Origin of the sequence: Sphingomonas sp. TF3 (assembly GCF_003985085.1) — a bacterium.
Classification (GTDB): domain Bacteria; phylum Pseudomonadota; class Alphaproteobacteria; order Sphingomonadales; family Sphingomonadaceae; genus Sphingomonas.
The window spans coordinates 1-17664 of the sequence record NZ_RWKS01000040.1; the positions used below are offsets into that span (position 1 = coordinate 1).

General features: G+C 64.7%; 15 protein-coding genes. All 15 read left to right on the top strand.

The genetic code is table 11. The features are described 5' to 3' along the window. The coding region (locus EJC47_RS19690) for a hypothetical protein (RefSeq protein WP_221885195.1) at positions 1 to 975 on the top strand (975 nt) is incomplete at its 5' end. A 52-nt stretch (positions 976 to 1027) separates the two neighbouring features. After that, entirely contained in the window at positions 1028 to 2194 is a 1167-nt protein-coding gene (locus tag EJC47_RS19695; RefSeq protein ID WP_126849416.1) for a hypothetical protein, read from the top strand. A gap of 42 nt (positions 2195 to 2236) precedes the next feature. Then, positions 2237 to 2692, top strand: coding sequence for a hypothetical protein (locus tag EJC47_RS19700; protein WP_185867737.1), 456 nt, complete (start codon positions 2237 to 2239; stop codon positions 2690 to 2692). A gap of 7 nt (positions 2693 to 2699) precedes the next feature. Further along, a complete protein-coding gene (locus EJC47_RS19705) occupies positions 2700 to 2972 on the top strand; it encodes a hypothetical protein (RefSeq protein WP_126849417.1) in 273 nt (90 codons plus the stop codon). Between the two features lie 12 nt (positions 2973 to 2984). After that, positions 2985 to 6218, top strand: a complete 3234-nt coding sequence (locus EJC47_RS19710) for a hypothetical protein (RefSeq protein ID WP_126849418.1) — start codon at positions 2985 to 2987, stop codon at positions 6216 to 6218. Continuing rightward, a complete protein-coding gene (locus EJC47_RS19715) occupies positions 6218 to 7351 on the top strand; it encodes a hypothetical protein (protein WP_126849419.1) in 1134 nt (377 codons plus the stop codon). The genes EJC47_RS19710 and EJC47_RS19715 overlap by 1 nt, the downstream gene beginning before the upstream one ends. Continuing rightward, positions 7348 to 8190, top strand: a complete 843-nt coding sequence (locus tag EJC47_RS19720) for a hypothetical protein (protein WP_126849420.1) — start codon at positions 7348 to 7350, stop codon at positions 8188 to 8190. The genes EJC47_RS19715 and EJC47_RS19720 overlap by 4 nt, the downstream gene beginning before the upstream one ends. A 2-nt stretch (positions 8191 to 8192) precedes the next feature. Then, positions 8193 to 8696, top strand: a complete 504-nt coding sequence (locus EJC47_RS19725; RefSeq protein ID WP_126849421.1) for a hypothetical protein — start codon at positions 8193 to 8195, stop codon at positions 8694 to 8696. Then, positions 8693 to 9382 (top strand): hypothetical protein, encoded by a 690-nt coding sequence (locus EJC47_RS19730; RefSeq protein WP_126849422.1) that lies wholly within the window; start codon positions 8693 to 8695, stop codon positions 9380 to 9382. Before EJC47_RS19725 ends, EJC47_RS19730 begins: the two co-directional genes overlap by 4 nt. Continuing rightward, positions 9369 to 11387 carry a hypothetical protein gene (locus tag EJC47_RS19735; protein WP_126849423.1) on the top strand — a complete coding sequence of 673 codons (2019 nt, stop codon included), beginning with the start codon at positions 9369 to 9371 and terminating at the stop codon, positions 11385 to 11387. The genes EJC47_RS19730 and EJC47_RS19735 overlap by 14 nt, the downstream gene beginning before the upstream one ends. 40 nt (positions 11388 to 11427) lie before the next feature. Further along, positions 11428 to 11955, top strand: coding sequence for a hypothetical protein (locus EJC47_RS19740; RefSeq protein ID WP_126849424.1), 528 nt, complete (start codon positions 11428 to 11430; stop codon positions 11953 to 11955). Between the two features lie 3 nt (positions 11956 to 11958). Beyond that, the gene (locus EJC47_RS19745; protein ID WP_126849425.1) at positions 11959 to 13398 is read left to right on the top strand and encodes a baseplate J/gp47 family protein; all 1440 of its coding nucleotides are present in this window, start codon (positions 11959 to 11961) and stop codon (positions 13396 to 13398) included. A gap of 28 nt (positions 13399 to 13426) precedes the next feature. Then, positions 13427 to 15718 carry a hypothetical protein gene (locus EJC47_RS19750; RefSeq protein ID WP_126849426.1) on the top strand — a complete coding sequence of 764 codons (2292 nt, stop codon included), beginning with the start codon at positions 13427 to 13429 and terminating at the stop codon, positions 15716 to 15718. 50 nt (positions 15719 to 15768) lie between these two features. After that, positions 15769 to 17154, top strand: a complete 1386-nt coding sequence (locus tag EJC47_RS19755) for a hypothetical protein (protein ID WP_126849427.1) — start codon at positions 15769 to 15771, stop codon at positions 17152 to 17154. Between the two features lie 4 nt (positions 17155 to 17158). Then, positions 17159 to 17512: a hypothetical protein gene (locus EJC47_RS19760; RefSeq protein ID WP_126849428.1), complete on the top strand. Its 354-nt coding sequence runs from the start codon at positions 17159 to 17161 to the stop codon at positions 17510 to 17512. Positions 17513 to 17664: the final 152 nt, after the last annotated feature.

Genomic DNA, 17664 nt, shown 5'->3' on the forward strand with positions numbered 1-17664 from the left:
ATTGATCGGTTCCTATCTCACTCAAAGATGGGGGTTCGGGACGTTCTTGATTTTGAAACCGAGGTACTCGCCAGAATAGGCGCGGATTTCGTCGGCGGCGGTTTGCTTGTCGAGGACGGTCTTCGTAATCTCATTTTGGCCAGTTATGATCTTGGCGGACAGGTACCTTCGGGCGCATTGTCCTATAGTGAAGGTCAGCTTCAGTTTGGCGGCCTGGGCTTTACCCAATCTGAAATTCGCGATTCCTCGGGCATTTTGGTGAGGACCGAGTTGCGCACCGTCGCCCCGGCAGATGACCTTGGGCGGATCGACATATTGTGGCGTGGTGAGGTGCAGGCGACGGCGAGCTACCCGCGCGCGCGCGTCGATGTTGCGCAAATTGGGCGGGTGTCGATTGCCGATCTCGATGCCGCGATCGTTGGCCCAATTCCGGCCGACCCGATAGCGCTCGAAGCGGCCCGCAGGACGGCCTTGCTGGCAAGGTTGAAGGCAGCGGCGAACGATGCCGACGCTTATGACGATGCAAGCGTCACCCGCCTGCTCCTCGAAGCGCAGGTCGGCTCGGTTGCTGAACTGCTAGCGCTCGACGGCGGCTTGGCGCGCTTCTATCAGCTTGTGCTGTCGCTCACGCCCCTGCCGGGTAGCGTGGAGGCAAGCCAGCGCCAATTTCCCGTCGCCGCCGCCTTCCTCATTCGCGATGTCACGCGCGCGGACTTTCGTCTCGCCGATCTGCTGCAGGCAAGCAAGACCGTGCTCCAACGATTGCGCTATGCGGGCTTCGACCCGGCGGAGAGCGCCATTTTGCCGCCTGGTCGCGCCGTGGTGGCGTGGCTTGTCGCGGATAGCTGGTTCGACGCTGATGGCTGGCCGGGCAGTGGTGCCAATCCGGCGGCGAAGCGAGCGGACCGAATTGCAAAGGCCAGCGCGTGGCTGGCACCGCAGGGCATCGCCCTCAATCCTGTGAAGACTAACTGACGGGGCGTGTCCGCCCGAAGGCATGAGTCAAACCAAGACGGTGGAGGCCAGCATGGCATTAGCATTTCCTTTTATCGAGGTTTCGATCGACACTTCGGCGCTGTTGCCGGCAGTGCAGCGCGCGCCCGGCGTGCTGGCGATCGTCGGTGACGCTGCGGGAACAGCCCCCGCCAACGTGCCGATTCCGGTTGCAACGCTTGCCGACGCGGTGCCGCTGTTCAACCAGTTGAATGCCGGTGTCCCCAACCCGGAATCGCTGCTTTACAAGGGGCTTAAAGCCGCCTTCCTGCAGGACCCCGGCCCGAGCAAGATCTACGCGGTAAAGCTGAACGCGGGAGATTGGTCAGCCGCGCTGGCCTCGCTCGAGGCAGCCGACGATGTGACGTTCGTTGCGCTTGCGGGGTCGCCTGTCAAATCGGGCGCGGGTAGCCCCAACGCGCCCATCACGGCGCTCAAGTCGCATTGCGAAAACCAGAGCGCTGCCGGCAACAAACGCATCGGGGTTGCCCATGTCGATACTACGATCGTGCGGTCGAATACCTATGCCGCCGACGTGATCGCGCTCACCACGCCGCTCAAGAGCGACAGCGGGCGGATGGTGATGGTTGCAGCGCGCGGTGCGGAGGAACAGCCCGGCGTGGCCGGAGAGGTATCGTCGGCGGCCGCCGCCGCGATTGCGGGGCTACCGGTCGCCACCTCGATCGTGCTCAAAAAGGTACGTGGCTTCGCGATGCCGCTCGGCAAGCAATATGGTCCGGGCGAAATCAGCGCGCTGGCGACCGATGGAATTCTGCCGGTGATAGATCCCGCGCTGATTGCCGGGGAAAGCCTGCATTTCGCAGAAGGCACGACGTACACGACCGATGCGACGTTGAAATATGTCGATCTGGTCCGTCTGCTTGATGACGTAGAATTTCGGCTGAAGGCTGGCCTCATCGGGATGATCGGCGACGCGCGAATAACCCGCTCGGGCCTCGCCGACATTATCCGACGCGCCGAAGGCATTCTGGGCGTGGTTCAGCTCGAAGGCGGCATCACCGATTATGCAGTGACCATCCCGGTGCACCTCGCGCTGTCACGCCCCGAGGCGTCGCGCAGCCCAACCGAGGTCCAGGAGATCAACACCGCCCGGTCCGAACGGCTGGTCGACATGATCGTCAGCATCGTCATCGGGCCAGCCGTTCACCGGTTGCGGATCGCGCTGCAACCGCGCTTCTGACCCATCGCCTTTTGCAACTTCGTGCATTGAAAGGACAATCTCATGCCACAGTGGAAATCCCGCCTGGCCGTGCGTTTCAACGATGGATCGGGCCCGGCGCTCATCACGCCGATTGAGAGCTTTCAGCCAAGCTTTGCGATGAACGCCGAGGCGCTCAGTTCGATCGAGGCGATCAACATCGGCGTGATCTACATGCCGGAACAGATCAGCTTCACCATCACCGCCAAGGCGATCGGCACGTCGGCGGCGCACCTCACCAAGCTTGCGCTCGATGGCAAGCGGTTCCAGATCATCCTGTCAGAAACCGATGGCGGCGATCCCGAATGGGCGCTGGCTGAAGTGTTGCTTGACCAGTGCGTCATCACCAACGCAACGCCGAGTTCGGCGGCGATTTCGGGTGCGCCGACGGCCACTTTCTCCGGGTTTGCGCTGGGCGGGCGGATCAAGGCGACCGGGCTTGCTGACGGAGTTGCGGGCGCGCCGGTTTCGGCGAGCTGAGCCGGACATGGCCGACACGATCAGCTTTCTCGGCGCGGCCGAACCCGGTGCCAAGCGCGTTACGCGTACCGGCATTGCGCTTGTCCATGAAAACGAGATTATCTACCCCGCCGCCGGGAGTACGGCCGAGGCAATACAGGCACTTGAGGACGCCCGTTCGCGGATTGAGGTCTATTTCCCGGTCCAGGTCGAGATCCGCGAAGCGGGTGCAGATCGGCCGGCCGCAAGTACCCGTACGGTCGATCCCCTGGCGCGGCTTGCCGCTCTGCTGGGGGAATAGCGGCGGCGGCGGATGTCGATCAGGGCACACATACCGATCCGCCTGACGATCTCACCCGCGCTGGCCAGTGGCAGCGTCGATGCAGTTGTGCGCGATGCAGTTGCGTCGGCTGTGTCGCGTGCGATCGGCACTCTCGAGGACGAAGTGCTGGTGCCGCGCGGGGGATATGCCTATCCGCGCTTCAACGCGCCCGAAATCAGCTGGTCGGGCGGACCGGTCGATGCCGAGTGGCGGCAGGCGATCGAGGCGAGGATTGCCGAGGCGATCGATGCCGCCACGCAGCCCGCCTCTGACCGCGCCGCACAGCGGCTCGTGGACGCACCGACGGTGGTTCCGCCCGACCCGTCGGAGTCGTTCGATCCGACCCGGGTGCACCGCGACGGCTATTTGGTCGGCAGCTACCAGGGCAACGTCCCATCACCCGACGTGCCTCTTGGCTTTGATAGCGAGGGGGCGGCAACCGACGTCATGCCGCCGGGCTATCGTGTCGGTTGGTGGCATTGGCACAGCAATAACCTTGACGATGTGGCGGTTGCGGTGGTGCGCGCGCTCAACGCGAATTATGGTACCAGCGGCACGCCACCGACGCGCATTGGCGCGATGTTTCGCGCGACCTATCATGGTATTAATGGCTTCATGATGGCGGTGTTTGCCGACGTCACGCGCGCCGGGGTCGGCTATCGCGGCAGGATCATCGCGCTCTATCCGCTGCCGGGCGATTTCGAGGGCCACAATCTCGAAGGCAACAACCCGCAGGCCACGCAACGCCTTGGCGTGTTGCCGGTCGGACTGTTTAGCATCGAGCGGCTGGCCGACTACACGACGCGCGCGGACCGCGTCGCTGCGGTGCGCCGCTGGGGGCTGGCGCAGTTCCATATCGCCCCCGATCCGGTCGCAGGCGAACCTGCGGCAACGGCAGCGCGGCGGCTGGCAATCACGAATATTGCCAGCAGCATGGGGGGGCAGAGCGACGACCCTGGCACCGTCGCGATACTCCATAGCAGCACCGGTGGCGACTACGTGACCTTCGTCAATCAGGCGATGATTGTGGGCAGGTCGCTCGACGTGCTGCCGATCGCCGCATTCCAGCGCAATCCCGAGCAGGAAGGCGCAGGTTCCGGTGACGGCGAAGGCGAAGGGGAGGGTGAAAGCGAAGGGGGCGGCGGGCACGGGCAGGGGCGGGGGCAGGGGCACGGGCAGGAGCCCGGTGCGGGCGAGGCAGCGGGCGGGCTCGGGACCGACGGTGGCTCCGGCGAGCCCGACGGGAGCGCTGACGGCAGCGCTGCCTTCCACTATCCCTTCGTTGCTGGCGGCCAGGTGATGACGCTTGACCTCGGCCCGTTCGAGGGTGAGCCGAGCCTCGATCAGCTCGGCACGCTGGGCGACGAACTTCGGCGGCTGATGCAGCGGATTGCGTTCCGGCTCGACATGCCGATGGGCCAATATTGCGGCGCGTTCCTGCTCGCCGCAGCGCATGTGATGGGCGGGCGGGCGTCGGCCGTGGCCGAAGCCGCCGAAATTCTCCCCAATGCAACGCGTGTGGCGGCAGCGGGCACCGGTAATCTGGGCGATCTCGAAATCGATCCACAGGTCACCCCAGCCGTACGACTGCTGCGCTATCTCGGCGGCACCTGCCCGCTGATCGAGCGCGCGGCCCGGTTGATGACGACCATTTATCAACTGCCCGAAGTGTCTTTGCTCATCACCGGGTTTCGTCGTGCCGACACGGTTGGGTGGATGCTCGATTTCTACAAGCAGCATACACCGTCGATGAAAGGTGCGGTGGGCACGATCTATGTGCGCGCGTGCCAGATCATGATGCTGCAGTTGCTGCGCTCGTCGCGCGACGAGATCGACGCGCGGCTTGATAATTTCGATGATTATTACCTGGCGGTACGCTCCCTGGTGCAAAGGATGGTGGTGCGCGAGGCCGACTTGCTTGAGTTGCGCACGCAGTTGCAGTCGGCGCGGTCGTTCACCTCGCTCGATGCGAATATCGACCTCGCCGTGTCGACCTGGCGGGACGCGCGCCATGTCCTGACAACGACGTTCAGCGACTGGGACCTCCATTTGGCCGCGATGACGAGTCCGGCGCGCTTGCTCGAACGGCGCGGCAATCTCGAGCACTATCCCGACGGCTGGAAGGTGCGCGACACGCACGGGCGCTTGTGGACAATGGCCGAGCTTGAGCAGGAAATCGCGGTCCGGCACGGTACCGCTGCGTCGCTCGATCCGCTGATCCAGCATTTTAACGATATCCCGGCCGTTGCCGCTACCTTTCGCGATTCGCCAGAAATGTCGCGCCGCTATCTTCGCAGCCTTCTCGAGGAGATGCGCGACAACAACCGGACGATCCTGCGACAGGCCAAGGATGACAATTACTTCGCATTTCGTTCGGGCCGGATCGTCGATGATCTGCCGCATCGGACGGTGCCGGGAACCTCCATTGCGATGCAGGGAATCCACCTGCTCGCGCATGAGGCGATCGCGCCGGGTTTCTCGGGCAGCGAGTGGTACGCGATCGGGCTGCAGTTCGCGTTCGACGTAGAGCTGGGGCGCCAAGGCATCATCAGCTTTGGCGAGGCGGCGTCGGTGATGGCGTTGTCCGTGCTGTGCCCTCCGCTAGGCGTCGCGCTCGGCATCGTGATTGCGGGCGTTCACGCAGCAAACGCGCTCAACCGCGAAGAATTGTTCGGCGCGCTCATCGACCCCGATGTCGCGATCTCGCGCGCGGAAATGGAATTCGAGATGTTCCTTGCGCAGTTTGAAGTTGCGCTGGCGATCATTCCGGAGGCCGGCAGCCTGATGCGCGGTGCCTCGCGCGTCGGCCGCATTGCCGCGGCCGAGTCGCTATCGGCTGGGCTGCGGGGTTTCAGCGTCTACGCGCGGCGCACGCTGCTCGTATCGATGGGGCGGTCGCTACAGGGCGGGTTGATCCGTGCCTTCGTAACGAACGTCCTGGTAGACCGGGTGCTGTCGGTCGTGCTGCCGCGCCTGATTGGACCCATTTTCGAACAGGTGAACCGCGAGATCACCGTGCTCGCCGGTGGCCAGGTCACGCCGGAGGGGCCAGCTGGCCCAGTCGCTCCGGTCGTCGCTGAGGATGGCACGGTCACCATCCCCGTCGATCCGAACGACGCAGATCCCTATGCGCTGTCGCCGTCGCAAGCCGAGCTTGAGCGCCGCCTGCAGGAATATCAGGAGGGCGAACGCGATGACGAACCCTCGTCCGGGGGGGCACCCTGATGGTCCTGTTCAGCTTTCATGGCCTGTTGTCGACCACCGACATTTCGGCAATCGCCCGGTCCGAACCGAGCCTTGTCGCGCTGCACCAACGGATGGTGCGGCGGCTCGGCTTCACACCAGCACGGGCGACGCGCGTCATCGAGACGATCCTGTCGCGCGCGCTGTTCCGCTATGGCGAACATCTGGTCGCTGGCAAAAGCGCGCTGATCGACCGCGTGATCGGCCTGCGCAACCAGCTCGACGAATCCTACCACCAGATTTTTGCCTATGGCGAACGGGCGGGGCTTTCGACGCGCGCGCGCAGCGGACCGGCGATGACGCTCGAAGCGCGCCTGCGCGAGATCGACCGTCTGTTCCACGAACTCGACGACTCGCTCGACAAGCTTGGTCGGCCGCTGCACGAGATCGAGCCGCCGCCGCCGCGCGCGGGCGACACGATCGATCCGCTTCATGCCGAAGTCGCCGCGACCGCAGCGAGCCCGGCCACCCAGACGCCCCGCCCGGCGAGCGACAGCACTGCCCCGCGTCCGCCCTCGCGCCCGGGCCGCAAGCCGCGGCTGTCACGGATCGAAAGCGGTCGCTATCGCTTCCGGCGTAACCCCGACGGCAGCTATACCAAAACATTCGCCAACGGCAGTTCCACGACGTTTCACATCGAAAATGGAAGGTTTCGCGCGCTTGCGCATGACGCATCGGGCGGGTTTATCGGCGAATTCCGCGAATTCGATGTCGTGCCCACGGCCTATGGCCGCATTCCGCAGCTCACCGCGCTCCTCCAGGCGCATCACGGCATGCAGAACGAGCTTTTGACCCGGCTGTTCGGACGGTTCGGCTACAATGGCGATGCGGCACCGACGATCATGCTGCGCGACAGTCGCTCCGGATCACCGCACGGGATGATCACCGCGGTGCAGAACGGCGCGCGTGCCGCGCGCAGCGGCAGTGGCGTGACGCTATCGAACATCCGTGAATGGGCGATCGCCGACCTGCGCATGTCGGGCATGCCGGACCGCGACATCGCGCTCTACCTTCGCACGTTCGACACCTATTTCGAGCGTAATGTGTTGGGTCGCATGAAGCCGGCGGATCGTGCACGGCTGCTTGGGAGTTGGCGGCCGGGGATGGGGCTGTGAACGCGGTGCGAGACCTGGCCGACATCGTGGCGCGGGCCATTCCCCGCGCTGCCGATCGTGTGCCGGCGACCCCCGACGAACTGCGCGACATGCAGGCAGCAGCGGACATGCCTGCGGCGCTTGTCGCGCTCTACCAGTTGACCGGAGAGCTTTATCTTGACGGGTTCACCTTGTTCGAGCCGGCGCTGTTCGTCGACGTTAATCACGACCGCGAGGATTTCGGCGAACTGGCTGAGCTCACCTATTTTGGTGCCGATCAGGCGTCCGGCTTCTTTGCTGTGGATTCGTTCGACCGCATTGGCTTGGGAGCCGCGGCGATCTACTGGGTCGATCGCGGCTGGATGGAGGCCGATGCCGTCGTGCCAGCAGGCGACACGCTGACAGGGTTTCTCCATAATGTCGGCGAAGGCCGACGCCCCTGGCAGGGCGATTCGCTGGGCGTGCGCGCCGAATCGCGACTGCTCGATCGGCTCGACCATTTGCCCCTTACCGTCGAGCCGGGGCCGCCGCTTGACCCGATGGTCTTCGTGGCCGCCCGCGCCGAAGGGAAGATCGTGCCCGTTGCGCTCGCCGCGATGCTCGAACGGTCGAACGGGCTGTGGCTGGGGCCGGACCGGCGCATTTTCCGATTCGAGGAGATGGAACGGCTGCCCGCGGCCAATGCCGTCATCATCGGCGAGGACAAGGCGCTCGGCCGAATCGCGGTGACGATGGGCGGCTGGCAGGATTTGCCGGCCGATCGCATGTTCGCCTTTGCGCCGGGCAGCCCACCGGAAAGCGGTAAGCTCCTCGGCCGAACCGCCGACGTGATTGGATATTGGATTGAGGAGGCTGCCTGATCATGCCGCGCAAAAGCTACATCAATTACGGGGTGCCCAGCGCGATCCTGCTTGCCGTGCCGGTTATTGTGCCACTCTTTGCGGTGACGACCCTGTCGCTCAACCAGAGCTTCCATCTGCCGCCGATTGGCGCGGGTGGCGACCGCGTGCTCGTGGACACGCATGACGACACCATCAGCCTGTCGGGCGTGCTGCCCGGGTGGGAACGGTATCTCTGGAAGGAAGCGCTGGAAACTCTGGCCGAGCAGGCATTGGGGGGCAGCGCGCTGAGCACCCTCATTGGGCCAACATCTTTTGGCATCATCTTGTGGACGGCAATGACGCTGAGAACCGACATGTATATCCAGTCGCTCAGTTTTTCGGCGTCGGTGTCGCGTCGGTCGGCACTCGACGTGTCGATGACGCTGGTTCACCTGCCGCGGCCAGGGCCATCGGCCCTCATCGCCGATGCCGTCAATTGCGCCGTCTCATCGGCCCTCGATGCGGCTGGGGTGATCGGACAATGAACCTCAATCATCCCGTCGTCGCTAGGCTGAACCCGGCACAAGCACCCTCGCTTGCGGGGTTCGACCGTTATCGGCTGGCGATCGGGGCGGGCCTGCCGACGCCATTGGCGATTGCGATCAGGGGGAGCGATGCCGCGCTCGTGCTGGTGTTGCCGAGCGGCCGGATCCGGGCCTGGGCGGCGCTTGACGCGACGGTGCCGATCGCGGCCGGTGCCGACCAGCGCTCATTGCAGGATTCAGCGAGTCTTGCCCCGACGGCTTTCGTCGCGGCCCGACAGCGAACCGCTCCCTATCTGATGGTGTTCGACCGGCGTACGCTCGCCGACCGCTGGCCGCTCGTGATCGGCGCGCGACATGTGCTGGGGCGAGGGGCCCCGGACTCGCGCGTGGCGATCGCCGAGATCGTGATCCTCGATTTCTGCCTGGCCGCAAGTGCCGTGACGGTTGCCAAGCCGGCCGGGTGCTGGATCGATCTCGCAATCCGGCCGCTTTCGGCGACCGACGCCTTCAACGCGCCGATGTCGTCGGTCGTGCCGATCCAGACCGGCCTTGAACAGCGCGCCAGCCAATCAACCCGGCCGGTGGCCTTCGATATCCGTTTCAATTCGACGCTTGGCGAAGCGTCCGCGCCCGATGGCACGCCCATTGGCGGCATCAACTGGTGGCTGACTCATGGGAATCGCTGATCTCGTCGGCGGTACGCCTGCGATTGGCCGCGTCGTCGGCTGGCGCGCGCATTTCGAGCCGCAGGGTGCCGACACGATCGACATCGACCATCGCAGCTGCTGGGCCGATGTGACAATAACGCTCGACAGCGGCCTGGCACCGGGCCGGGTCGAGATGCGCGTGCGCGGGTTGACTCCGGACCAGTTCCGCACGCTGGCGATGGCGCGGCTGCCGCGCAGTGCGGCGGCGGGCGAGCGCGCGCCGTCGCGCCAGCCATTGTACGGCACCGTCGCACTTTTCTGGCGTGACCAGGTCGGCAGCGATCCTTCGGCGACCGACGCGCCGAACATCGCCTCGTTTGCGGTGACGGAATTGTCCCGGCGCAACGAGGGGTTGGAGACCATCACAACGATCGTCGCGCGCAGCCGCATCTATGATCGGCTTGCGCGCGCGCTAACACAGGCTGCCGATCCGCCGACGCGCGCCGCCGGGCCGATCGAGGCCGCCCGTCAGGTTCTGCTGTCGAGCGGCTTTGCCGACGGCACCGATTTTCAGGTCAGCCCGCCGACCGGGGACGGTGCCGCCGGCAACGATCCCGACATGATTGTGCAGCCCGGGCGGCAGGCGCTGGGAGAGCTGGCCGCGCTCGAGGAGCCGATGCTGCTGCGCTATGGTCGGCGCGGGCGTGGGGCCTATCTGATCCGCGATGCCAAGCTTCTGGTCGGCCCGTTCCGACCGATCCCGGCGGAAGGCGACGTCAAACTGCTCGACGATCACAGCGGTTTCATCAGCGCCGAGCGTCAGGGCGAGGCAGGCGGCGTTGCCGGTGCCGAAGCCGCCGATACCGCCGATCCCCTGCCGCCGCCGCGCGACGTGTGGCACGTGCGTACTGTCGGTCGGCCCGACCTGAAGCCCGGCGACGTCGTGCGGTTCACGGTGCCCGGGGAGGATGCGGCGCTGTTTTCCGGTTTCGGACTGTTGCCGCTCCCTGGCGCGCCGATCCCGGATCAGCAGGTGACGCTGTATGTCACGGGCGTCAGCCACACCAGCGGTCGCAATCTGGGCTGGGACACGCGGTTGAGTGGAGTGTCCATCGCTGGCGAACCGATCGCCGAGCATGCCTGGGACAGTGTGCGCGCGACGACCAGCGCTGTGCCTGCAAGTGGTGAGACGCATCCGCATGTCGATACCGCTGCTTCGGTGCGCGGTCAGATCGCGCGGCTGGTCGCGGCCGAGCTGAGCGCGCATCCCGCATCGGCCATCGGTGAGGTGCGCCAGGCGCATGCCGCCACGACCATGGCAGCCGGGCAGGTAACGGCTGCCGCCCAGTCAAGCGACATGATCGTTGGCATTGCCAATGACGCGGGTGCCGGTGGCGCGCGGCTGAGCGATCTTGCTCGCAGCGAAGCCAGCGCGCGGGCCATCAACGTACCCTATCTGACATCGTTTGCCTGGGGGCCTTATGGCATGGTGCTGCCGCGCTATCCCGGCACGCGCGTGATGGTCGCATATCATCGGACGCAGCGCGGCGACCCGGTCGATATCGGTGCCCTTTGGCGGACCAACGACGACGGCCAGACCGTGGCACCAGCCTCGCAACCGGGCGACTGGTGGATGATCCTGCCGGCGGGGCTGGCAAGTGCGGCATCCGGTGCGCAGAGCGGTACCGCGCCGATCTCCATTCCTCAGGACGCCAAGGCGACGCACGACTTGATCGACGCCGACGGCCACCGGCTGTTGGCGGTGAACGGCTTCACGATCCGCAGCTACAGCGCAAGCGGCCTACCCGCGCCAACCGCCCGACCGGCGGCACCCAGCGCGGTGCAGGAGGGGGGAATCTGGATCGAGCATGTCGCAAGCGGTGCCACGATCAGCATCGATACCGACGGAAAGATTACAATCAAGGCGACCGACGCGTTGAGCCTGCAGGGGACCAGCATCAACATCAAGTCGAGCGGCGAAGTGCAGCTGGAGGGCACGAGCATCAAGCTCAAGCCTGGCAGCGGCACCGTGGACGTAGGATGACGCAAATGGGGAATGGAACCGCGATGAACGAGCCAGAGCGATGACCGACCCGAGCACCGATGCCGGCACGACATCGATAGGTCTTGCAGCTGAGCGGCGCAGCTTTGGCTGGGGCGTGCGGAGCGCGCCGATCGATCCGCAGCTATTTTATGCCCGCGACATCCAGCTCAATCGGCGTGGCGACGGTACGTTGGACCTAGCGTTGGTCGATGGCATCGACACGCTCGAGCAGGATTTGCGCACAGCGATCGGCACCGGGCTCGGCAGCGACCCGCTCAATACCCGCCACGGCTTTGACGGTGCCGCCGCCATTGCCGAGGAGCATGATTTCATGCTGCTTCGAGAGCGGTTGCGTGCCGCCTGCGTCACGATGCTGCGCGCCGATCCTCGGGTGCTCGACGTAGTGCGCGTGCTTATCGGCGCGGAGATCGCGGCCTTTTCCGAAGGCGATACTGCCGCACCGCCACCCGCGGGCGTTTACGGAATGGTCGATGTTCAGGCCACTTTCCGGATCGTTGGCGGCCACCAGGTCACGCTGGCTATCGGGCCGGTTCTTGCAGGAGCTTGATCCATGGACGACATCAACCAGGCGCTAGCAGATCTTCCCGCGATCGACGCATCGGTCCTGAACAGCAGCGGCAGTGGTCCCTACGGCATGACCGATGCGGGCTATCTCCCGAAACCCTATGCACGGTTGGTCGCCGAAGGGTTGGCGAACGCGCGCGCACTGATGGGTGCCGATGTCGATGCGGGGCAGGGGTCGGTCATCCGCAAGCTCATCGAAATGACCGCCATCGAGCATGCGCGACTATACACGCTCGTCGGCTCGCTGGTGGACGATCTGACCATTCCGACCGCGCGCGGCGAAGGGCTTGACCGGCTCGGCGGTGAACTCGGCCTGCCTCGCCCGTTTGCGACTGCGGCTGGCCAGGTTACGCTGAAATTCAAAGGCGCGATGCCGCCTGGCGTGACCGAATTGGTCGTGCCAGTGGGCGCACGGATGCTGACGACCGGTGGCCATCATGTGGCGACCACCCAGTCGGCGCGGCTGACCGCCGCAGTCCCCAACGCGACCGTCACCGCCGAAGCGTTTTATCCCGGCCCCGAGCATGATCTCGACCCCGCCAATGCAGCGCAGAAGATCAAGCTGTGGAACGCCGATGACGAGGCCATCGAGCCGATTTCGGCGATCGCGTCGATCCGAGGCCCCGGCACCGCGCTCGAGGCTGTGGTCGATATTGTCCACGACAAGCCGTTTACCGGCGGCGCTTATCGCTGGCCTGATGATCGCTACCGTTCTTTGTTGCTGCGCGCGCCGCGCTCGCTTTGGTCGGCGCGCGGGATCGAACTGGCCGCGTCGCTCGTCCCCGGCGTCCGGCAGGTAAAGGTCATCGACCTGTATGGCGGGCTCGACATCGACATGGCAATTTTCGGCAATTTCAACTTTGCCGAGCGGGTGTTCGGCAGCGAGCGTAACCTCGTCACCCCCTATCTTTTCACCATTCTCGTCGCGCCGACCGCGGCGGCGATATGGTCGGGACCCGATGGGCTTGCCGCGCAGATCGCCGATACCATCGAGGATTTGCGCCCGGTCGGCATCTTTCCCGAAATTCGCGAAGCGAGCGAGGTCTACGTCGGCGTGCGCGCAAACCTGGTGATCGAGGGAATTCCGCTGCCTTCCGGCGACCGCGCGACCGTGAATGCCAGCGCCCCCGCGCTTGCGTTTAAACAGAGGTTGCTCGAACGGTGCCGCGGCTATGTCGACAGGCTCGAATTTGGCGAACAGGTCAGTCCGGCGAAGATCAGCTGGGCGCTGATGAGCGAGCCGGGCGTGGTCGATGTCCGCGACCTGCGGCTGCTGCGCTACCCACTGCCGCCGTCGGAGATCGATTTTGCCGGCCCCGCCAGTGCCAATGCGGTCGATCTGCTCGGCTGCGGTGAGGCTGCGGCGCTGGCGGGCAATCAGATCGCCCAGTTCATCGACAATCCCACCGATCTAACGATCATATGACCCTTTTGACCACAGCGCGGAGGCGGATATGACGATACCCTTTGACGCCGACGGCTATGCAGCGGACGCGCTGGCCGCCCAGAACGATGCGATGGCCGGGCCGCTGGCGGCGGCGATGCGGTATGAAGGGCTCGCAATCGGTGTCGCGGGGCGGGTCCGGCTCGATCCCGGTTATTGGGAGCCGATGATCCAGGTCGCGCCGAAGCGCGACCTGGGCGACGAACGGCTCGTGGTCAGCGCGCAGGTCAGCGGCGGCGCGGCTTTGGCACCGGTTGTGTTTGAGGCCGTGACAGAGGCGGGTGCCTGGCTCGCATTGATGGTGCCTGTCGTTGGCGTGACCCGACGGACAGGCGCAGCGGTCGAGCTTCAAGTCACCGCGACGCTTAACGGCGCGGCGCTTGGCGTCAACGCGTTGCGCGATCTTGTTCAGGTGCGCGTGGTCGAGGGCATGTTCGCGCGGTTGCTCTACGTCGCGTCGGTCGAGACGCTGCGGCTGCGCCGCCAGACCCGCCTGCTGCACGCCGCCGCAACGCTGGACGGCGCACGCGGCTTCATGCTCGATCGCTATGGCCAGGAACTGGCCATACCGCGGTTGCGCGACCAGTTGGCCGTGAGCGGTGGCGCTATCGTGACCGTGGCTCAGGTTGAAAGCGACGCCGATTACAGGCGTCGGCTGGCGATTTTCCGTCGCTGGTTCGGGCCGACCCGGCGTAGCGTTCTGGCCGCGCTGAACGGCGAGGGCGGGACGGTCGGACCACTGCAGCAGATCGGCGCGCCGGCGACGTTTTCCTTGCTCGAAGACGACAATCCGCTTTACTCCGCCATCCGCATCGTTGCGGTCGCGCCATCGGTTGCCGAGGCGCAAACGCGGCTCGACCATTTCTTTGCCTATCTGCGGGCGGCGGTGTTGATCGATCCGATGGTCGCAGTCCCCGCGACGCGTCCATTACCCAGTGCAGCGCGCGCGCGCGAAGCCGCGCTGCGCACTCGGCTGAAACAGCGGCTGAGCTTCGCCGATCCCAAAAAGCGCGCAATGGCACCGTTCCTCGCGCTTGCGTTCGATCGGTTGACCGACTTCATGCGTGCCTTCGGTGTCGTCAACAAAGTGAGCGTGATCCGCGCGCAGGATGATGGGGGCGGCGCGCGGCATGAGCTTGGATTGGGGGCTGAGATCGCGCAGATCGCAGCCGCCGATCTGACGACGATTCGCAACGGGCTGGGCGCACCGCCGACGGGCCTCGCAAAGGCCAATCTGTCGATCGTCGCCGCGCTTGCCGGTGGCGACGTGTCGGATGCGCGCGGGACTTGGCTTTTGAATGCCTGTGGGTTTGGCACGGTCGAGTCGGTCGCCGGCGGCAATCTCTACGTCTCGCATCTGGCGATCGGCGGGTTGACGATCACCGGACCGGCGACGATGCGGCTTGTCGATTCGCGGCCTGGCGTCAAATATGCTGCCAGCATTGACAGCGGGCATGATGGTCTGTCGATGGCGCTCGCGCATGCACTGTCCGGCGGGCATGGCGGTTGGCCGGCGGGCGATCCTCCGTGGACGTTCATTCCGGTTGCCCAGCTCGGAACAACACTCGACTCCCTGACGACGCTGGACGGGCCGACGAGCCAAGCCATCGGTACTGGTTTTGCGGTTGCCGCCGCGTCGTTGCCGCCGTTCGTTCAGTCTACAAAGAACTATGCATCCGGCGTCGTCGCGGCGGTCGCGCTTGACGCGGCGTTTGCGGCAGGACTAGCGGCCGCAAATGGCGCGGCGATCGGGCGCTGGCAGCGGCTGATGGAAACGCTTGGCAGCAACGGTGCTGCTTCGGCTGCGCTGTTCAAACGCGCGGCCGGTACACCGGTTTTGATCGTCAGCGCTTATGGCCTACCGCTCGTCGGAGCCAATATCGGTGCGCGGCGGTCGTCCGGATTTTTCTGGAACCTTATGCCGGTGAGTGCCGGAGCCGAAGGGCAATGCTCGCCCGCAGGCACGGAGGCGACGTTTCGTTCGGTGACGCCTGGCGTCTATGCGCTCCATTGCCTTGCAACGGCCCGGATCGGTGACACCGATCCTTTCGAGTATCGGGTCGATTTGCCCGCCGGCGTGAGCATCAACCTACCGCAATATGAAATGCTGATGAACATTCTCGGCCGCTGTTACCCGATTGGCGTCGAGGTCAACACGTGGCAGTTGCGTCGCTCGCATGTAACGCTGGGCGGTATCGACCCTCAGCCGCTAACCCCGCGCCAGTCACGCAGTTACCGCGTCTGGCAAAAGCCGCATTTCTCGGGCGTCGATCTCGATCGCCCGGATTTCGCAGGGGGATGACATGATGATGGCCCCGATCATCACCCCCGTTTTGCCAAAGGAGCGCTACCATGCCCGCTGACAAACTGTTTGTGACCGAAGATTTGTCCTATGCAAAGCTGGTCGAACTTGCCGACAAGCAGAATATTAGCAACGCCGCGTTCAATGGTCTGTTGTGGGGACTGTTGGGCACGACACTCGGCACGACCGAACGCCATTTCAGTTATGGTGCGACGCTGGCCGCCGCCGATCCCGGATGCGCACCGCATTTCGCCCGCAGTTTTGTCCATATCGACTGGATCGACGGCGAAAGCATCGTGCAGGCCGAGGAGACGTCGCTGGAAGACGGGTTTAACAAGCGTTTCCACCGTATCGAGACCGATTTCGACGCCATGGCGGCCGACGTTCGCCAGCTGTTCAACTGTCTCGCCGCGTTACGGGCGCAGCTCGCCGCGCGGCTTGAGGAGATCAAGACCGAGCTCAACGCGATCAATGGCGATATTGCGGCGTGTTGCAAAAAGGACAGCGGCACTCCCGTTTACAACCCGCCGGTACAATATCCCTATCCGTGGATCACGGCGGTCGATCCGGGCTATTACAAGCCACAGGTGCCCGGCTATGATCCCTATGGCCCGGTCATCAATCCCGGAAACTACCGGGTGCCCGGATACGCGCCTGATTACACCAAACCGTGGTCAAGCGATCCCGTAAATCCTTTTGACATCAACGCGGTGAACGAGTTCGATCAAAGCAGTGTCACCCGCTCGACCCGCGACCCAAATGTCGCGATCGTGGCCGGCATGCGCGCTCGCCGCATCGAGGCGGGCACTTTCAACGGCAAACAGGTGGAGGTGTGGTCAACCCCCGCTGGCATAGTAATGACTCCGCTCGACTCCCGGGGCGCGGCGGCAGGCACACGGGTCGGCTGGACGAATCCGACGGTGTCGTCGACGGCCGAATTCGTCGGATGGGCGCAAGCGAACGACAAGCGTGTCACCGAAGGATTGGGCCAGCGCGGGTTCACCGTCGCCCAGCTCAACCAGAAATTTGGCGACGAACGCCTCGCGAGTGGTGCCACCGTCGGCAGCTTCCTTTCGCAGTTACCAAGCGGTGCGATGCTCAAATCAGCAAAACAGGCGGGTGCCCTGGTCGTCGATCAGGCCACCGCCAGCATCGTGCGGGATCAGACCGCGAGCGAGACAGTGATCGGCCTTGTCGGCTTGATGCCCGGTGACCAGGCGGTGGAGAAGGCGCAGGTCGCGACTCTGAAATCGGTGCCCGATGCCGTCGGCAAAGGATTGGCGAAGATAGGGATTACCACGGTGGGACAACTCGCCAAGGCCGATCCGCAGCAACTCGCCACCAAGCTTCGCGACGCGGGCGTATCGGCCTCGATCGCGGATACCACGGGCTGGGCAGTGCAGGCACAGATGCTCCAGGGGTTGGCGGGAAAATGATCCAATGTCGCTGAAACCCGTGGCGGTTGAGGGGGATGTCTCGCCAAGTCCCGGTACGACGCCGTATTCACCGGCGGTATCGGGCGCATGGTCGCCGGGGGCGGTTACCTATACCAAATATGATAAGTTGACGGTTGGGGGGGCCAAAACTGTCTGGCAGGCGAAATGCACATTCAGCTTCGCTGGCAGCGATGCCAACGGCGTCGCGGTCGCTGGCACGAGCAATCTGACGCTGACGGCCGGCAGCACAAAATTGCAAGGCGGATCATCCAACGTGCTGCTGAACGGCGATACCGCGAACGACAGTTACGGAAACACGCTGACGGTTAACGCCGCGGGCAAGCTGCAATCGGCATAACTGACCGCACCGCGTGTTGATTGCCGCTGAGAAGTGACCCGGGGAGGCCAGTAATTTCCACTGAGAAGTGACCCATGTTTGAACACGTCCCTGGCTTTGAGCGGGGGACCATGGAGTGTTGGACATGGCATTATTGAGCGTCATCCGGCGCT

What these genes read in the sequence shown, in the direction of transcription:
- EJC47_RS19710 (WP_126849418.1), top strand. Translation starts at nt 2,985, where the DNA reads ATGTCGATCAGGGCACACATACCGATCCGCCTGACGATCTCACCCGCG.
- EJC47_RS19735 (WP_126849423.1), top strand. Translation starts at nt 9,369, where the DNA reads ATGGGAATCGCTGATCTCGTCGGCGGTACGCCTGCGATTGGCCGCGTC.
- EJC47_RS19760 (WP_126849428.1), top strand. Translation starts at nt 17,159, where the DNA reads ATGTCGCTGAAACCCGTGGCGGTTGAGGGGGATGTCTCGCCAAGTCCC.
- EJC47_RS19695 (WP_126849416.1), top strand. Translation starts at nt 1,028, where the DNA reads ATGGCATTAGCATTTCCTTTTATCGAGGTTTCGATCGACACTTCGGCG.
- EJC47_RS19700 (WP_185867737.1), top strand. Translation starts at nt 2,237, where the DNA reads ATGCCACAGTGGAAATCCCGCCTGGCCGTGCGTTTCAACGATGGATCG.
- EJC47_RS19715 (WP_126849419.1), top strand. Translation starts at nt 6,218, where the DNA reads ATGGTCCTGTTCAGCTTTCATGGCCTGTTGTCGACCACCGACATTTCG.
- EJC47_RS19725 (WP_126849421.1), top strand. Translation starts at nt 8,193, where the DNA reads ATGCCGCGCAAAAGCTACATCAATTACGGGGTGCCCAGCGCGATCCTG.
- EJC47_RS19755 (WP_126849427.1), top strand. Translation starts at nt 15,769, where the DNA reads ATGCCCGCTGACAAACTGTTTGTGACCGAAGATTTGTCCTATGCAAAG.
- EJC47_RS19705 (WP_126849417.1), top strand. Translation starts at nt 2,700, where the DNA reads ATGGCCGACACGATCAGCTTTCTCGGCGCGGCCGAACCCGGTGCCAAG.
- EJC47_RS19745 (WP_126849425.1), top strand. Translation starts at nt 11,959, where the DNA reads ATGGACGACATCAACCAGGCGCTAGCAGATCTTCCCGCGATCGACGCA.
- EJC47_RS19750 (WP_126849426.1), top strand. Translation starts at nt 13,427, where the DNA reads ATGACGATACCCTTTGACGCCGACGGCTATGCAGCGGACGCGCTGGCC.
- EJC47_RS19730 (WP_126849422.1), top strand. Translation starts at nt 8,693, where the DNA reads ATGAACCTCAATCATCCCGTCGTCGCTAGGCTGAACCCGGCACAAGCA.
- EJC47_RS19740 (WP_126849424.1), top strand. Translation starts at nt 11,428, where the DNA reads ATGACCGACCCGAGCACCGATGCCGGCACGACATCGATAGGTCTTGCA.